Genomic DNA, 3,538 nt, shown 5'->3' on the forward strand with positions numbered 1-3,538 from the left:
ACTGCGTCGCGAGCCGCTGCGCGACCCTGATGTGGTGCTGCGCGATCTTGTTGCCCACGCCCCGGCTGCCCGAGTGCAGGAACAGCCACACCGCGTCGGTCTCGTCGAGCGACACCTCGATGAAGTGACCAGGTCGACGCGCTCGTGCGCAACGGCGTGCGCGCCGCCTACCTCAACTCGAGCCAGCAGCCGGCCGGGCGCGCGGCGGTCGAGCGGGCCTACCTCGCTGGAGAGCTCGACCTGCTCTACATCGCGCCCGAGCGGCTGAACTCCGAGGCCTCCAAGCGCTTCCTCGAGGGCGGCCGCGTCGCCCTCTTCGCCATCGACGAGGCGCACTGCGTGGCCCAGTGGGGGCACGACTTCCGGCCCGACTACCTCGCGCTCTCCGACCTCGCCGAGCGCTGGCCCGACGTGCCGCGCATCGCCCTCACGGCCACGGCCACCGAGGCGACGCACCGCGAGATCACCATGCGCCTCTCGCTCGAGGGCGCGCGGCACTTCGTCTCGAGCTTCGACCGGCCCAACATCCAGTACCGCATCGCGCCCAAGCTCGAGGTGCGCAAGCAGCTCCTCGACTTCGTGCGCACCGAGGGCCGGGATGCCTCGGGCACGCCCGTCTCGGGCATCGTCTACGCGCTCTCCCGGGCCAGCACCGAGAAGCTCGCGGCCTTCCTCGCCGCCAACGGCGTCAACGCGCTGCCCTACCACGCCGGCCTCGACGCCGGGCTGCGCCGCAGCACGCAGGAGCGGTTCCTCCGGGAAGACGGCGTGGTCATCGTCGCCACGATCGCGTTCGGCATGGGCATCGACAAGCCCGACGTGCGCTTCGTCGCCCACGTCGACCTGCCGAAGTCCGTCGAGGGCTACTACCAGGAGACGGGTCGTGCCGGCCGCGACGGCACGCCCGCCACCGCGTGGCTCGCCTACGGCCTGCAGGACGTGGTGCAGCAGCGCCGCATGATCGACGAGAGCCCGGGCGACCTCGCGCATCGCCGTCGCCTGTCCGAGCACCTCGACGCGATGCTCGCCCTCTGCGAGACGGTGCAGTGCCGCCGCCAGAACCTGCTCGGCTACTTCGGCGAGCCCAGCCAGCCGTGCGGCAACTGCGACACCTGTCTCGAGCCCCCCGAGGCATGGGACGGCACGGTTCCCGCGCAGAAGCTGATGTCCACGATCGTGCGCCTGCAGCGCGAGCGTCGCCAGAAGTTCGGCGCCGGCCACCTCATCGACATCCTCCGCGGAAAGGAGACGCCGCGCGTCCGCCAGTACGGCCATGACGCGCTGGCGACCTGGTCGATCGGCGCCGACCTCTCCGAGCAGCAGTGGCGCGGCGTCGTCCGGCAGCTCCTCGCGCAGGGCCTCCTCGCGACGCACGGCGAGTACGGCACCCTCACGATCACGGATGCCGCGGCCGAGGTGCTCTCGGGTGCCCGCAGCGTGATGCTCCGCGCCGAGGCCGACCGTCCGGCGCGCTCGCGCGGGCCCAAGGCGGTGGCGGCGGCGGCCGACCTCGAACCCGCGCAGGCCGAGCTCTTCGAGGCGCTGCGCACGTGGCGGGCCGGCGAGGCACGCGAGCAGGGAGTGCCCGCCTACATCGTCTTCGGCGACGCCACCCTGCGCGCGGTCGCCGTGGCGAGGCCCGAGCGGATCGGCGACCTCGACGGCATCACGGGCATCGGCGCGAAGAAGCGCGAGGCCTACGGCGAGGCGCTGCTGGCGGTGGTGGCGGCCGCATAGGATCGCGCCAAGCGGGCCGTGGCCGCGGCATCCGTGCCTTCGACCAAGGAGAGCGCCATGTCCGAACAGCTCGGCCCTCAGCGTCCGCTCGGCGTCACCATCGTCGCCGCCCTGGCGGTCGTCTCCGGGGCCTTCGACATCATCGGCGGCATCGTGCTGCTGTCGATGCAGTCCGACCCGACCACGGCCGACGCCTTCGGCGGCGCGGGCATCGCCACCTCGCTCGCCGTCATGGAGATCGCGTTCGGCATCATCATGGTGCTCATCGCAGTCGGGCTGCTGCGAGGCAACACGGTCTCGCGCATCGCGGCGACGATCGTGCAGGCGATCTCGCTCGCCGGGTCGATCTGGATCGGCATCGCGCAGCCCTCGACCCTGTCGACCGAGATCGTGAGCGCGCTGGTGGCCCTCGCCATCCTGATGCTGCTCTGGTCGGCCGACGCCACGCGCTACTTCAAGGGCCTCGCGCCCGACCAGCCCACCAGCTGACGCGACGCGACGGATGCCACGACCTCTCGCCGCGGCATCCGTCGCCGCGCTAGCATCGGGCCAGGGTCGTCGCCTGGGACGACGCGCGGGAGTGGGGAGCGCATCATGTCGGAAGCAGCAGCACCAACTGTCCACCGGCCGATCGGCGTCGCGATCGTGGCCGTGCTGGCGGGCCTCTCGGGCGTCATCGACGTGATCACCGGCATCCTCCTCATGTTCGAGGGGGGCAACCCCGAGATCGCCGAGGCGTTCGGCGGGCCGAACGGCGTGCTCGCGGCTTCCATCGGCTCGATCCTGCTGGGCGTCATCGTGCTGTCCCTGTCGTTCGGCATCTGGCTCGGCCGCTGGGTGGCGCGCATGATCGTGACGGTGCTCGAGGCACTGTCGCTCATCCAGTCGCTGTTTCTCGCCGTGGCGAACCTCGGCAACCCGGTGGGCGAGTGGGCGAGCGTCTTCTTCTCGGCGCTGGTCATGATCCTGCTCTGGACGCGCCCGTCGAGCGCGTACTTCCGCGGCAGCGAGGTCGCCGCGCGCTAGCATCACCCCAAGTGCGCCGCGTCTTGGCGGCGCCGACGTGAGGAGTGGTCATGTCGGATTCGATGCGCCGGCCCGGCGGCGTCACCCTGGTCGCGGTGATCGCGTGGATCTCGGGCCTGCTCGATGTCATCGGCGGCACGCTGCTGCTGTTCCAGACGAGCGTGACCGCGACGGTGGAGCAGTTCGGCGGTGCGAGCCAGCTCATCGCCTCGGCCCTGCTCGAGATCCTGATCGGCGTGGTCGTGATCGTGGTCGCGATCGGGCTGTTGCGCGGCAACAACGCCTCGCGCATCGTCATCACGATCTTCCAGATCCTCTCGATCGTCGGCTCGGTGTTCCTGGCCATCGCGTATCCGGCTGGGGCGATCGGCGAGTACTTCAGCATCGCCGTCGCCGCGATCGTGCTGCTCCTGCTCTGGACGCGCAGCGCGACGGCCTACTTCCGCGACTGAACGTCGCGTCGGCGAGCGGATGCCGCGTCCGGCAGTTGTGGACACGGACACCCGCTCGCCACGCGCGTTTGTAGGGAGCCGACAGGCCTTCGCGAACCGTCCAGCGCGCCGTTTGTAGGCGCCGGACGCCTCGTTTCCGGTCCCGGCGGGCCGGTCCTACCGTGGAGCCAGACTTGACCGCGCACACGAAGGACGAACCGACGATGGTTGACACGGCATCCCGCACCAGTTCGAAGCAGTCGCCCGAGCGCGCCGCCACGGTGCCGCCCAAGCCCGCGCGCGAGGAGGTCTCGGCCCCCATCCCCGCGCCCCGCGCCGGCGCA

The 3,538-nt window shown here is 71.2% G+C and carries 4 protein-coding genes and 1 pseudogene; 4 read left to right on the forward strand and 1 reads right to left on the reverse strand.

The genetic code is table 11. The features are described 5' to 3' along the window. Positions 1–127 (reverse strand): annotated as a pseudogene (locus tag GH736_RS19325) (RtcB family protein); the annotation flags it as partial. A 17-nt stretch (positions 128–144) separates the two neighbouring features. Between GH736_RS19325 and GH736_RS19330 the strand changes: the two are divergent. The 4 genes from GH736_RS19330 to GH736_RS19345 all read left to right on the forward strand — a co-directional run bounded on the left by GH736_RS19330 (position 145) and on the right by GH736_RS19345 (position 3,215). Continuing rightward, positions 145–1,737, forward strand: coding sequence for a RecQ family ATP-dependent DNA helicase (locus GH736_RS19330; protein WP_159606249.1), 1,593 nt, complete (start codon positions 145–147; stop codon positions 1,735–1,737). A 57-nt stretch (positions 1,738–1,794) separates the two neighbouring features. Beyond that, positions 1,795–2,226 (forward strand): DUF7144 family membrane protein, encoded by a 432-nt coding sequence (locus tag GH736_RS19335; RefSeq protein WP_159606251.1) that lies wholly within the window; start codon positions 1,795–1,797, stop codon positions 2,224–2,226. A 105-nt stretch (positions 2,227–2,331) separates the two neighbouring features. Continuing rightward, positions 2,332–2,763 (forward strand): hypothetical protein, encoded by a 432-nt coding sequence (locus tag GH736_RS19340; protein WP_159606253.1) that lies wholly within the window; start codon positions 2,332–2,334, stop codon positions 2,761–2,763. Between the two features lie 50 nt (positions 2,764–2,813). Continuing rightward, on the forward strand, positions 2,814–3,215 hold the full coding sequence (locus GH736_RS19345) for a DUF7144 family membrane protein (protein ID WP_159606255.1): 402 nt from the start codon (positions 2,814–2,816) through the stop codon (positions 3,213–3,215). The last annotated feature ends 323 nt before the right edge of the window (positions 3,216–3,538 follow it).

Origin of the sequence: Agromyces humi (genome assembly GCF_009720255.1) — a bacterium.
GTDB lineage: Bacteria > Actinomycetota > Actinomycetes > Actinomycetales > Microbacteriaceae > Agromyces > Agromyces humi.

Bases quoted from the DNA above. Each gene is read 5' to 3' on its own strand.
- GH736_RS19335 (WP_159606251.1), top strand. From the start codon at position 1,795: ATGTCCGAACAGCTCGGCCCTCAGCGTCCGCTCGGCGTCACCATCGTC.
- GH736_RS19340 (WP_159606253.1), top strand. From the start codon at position 2,332: ATGTCGGAAGCAGCAGCACCAACTGTCCACCGGCCGATCGGCGTCGCG.
- GH736_RS19345 (WP_159606255.1), top strand. From the start codon at position 2,814: ATGTCGGATTCGATGCGCCGGCCCGGCGGCGTCACCCTGGTCGCGGTG.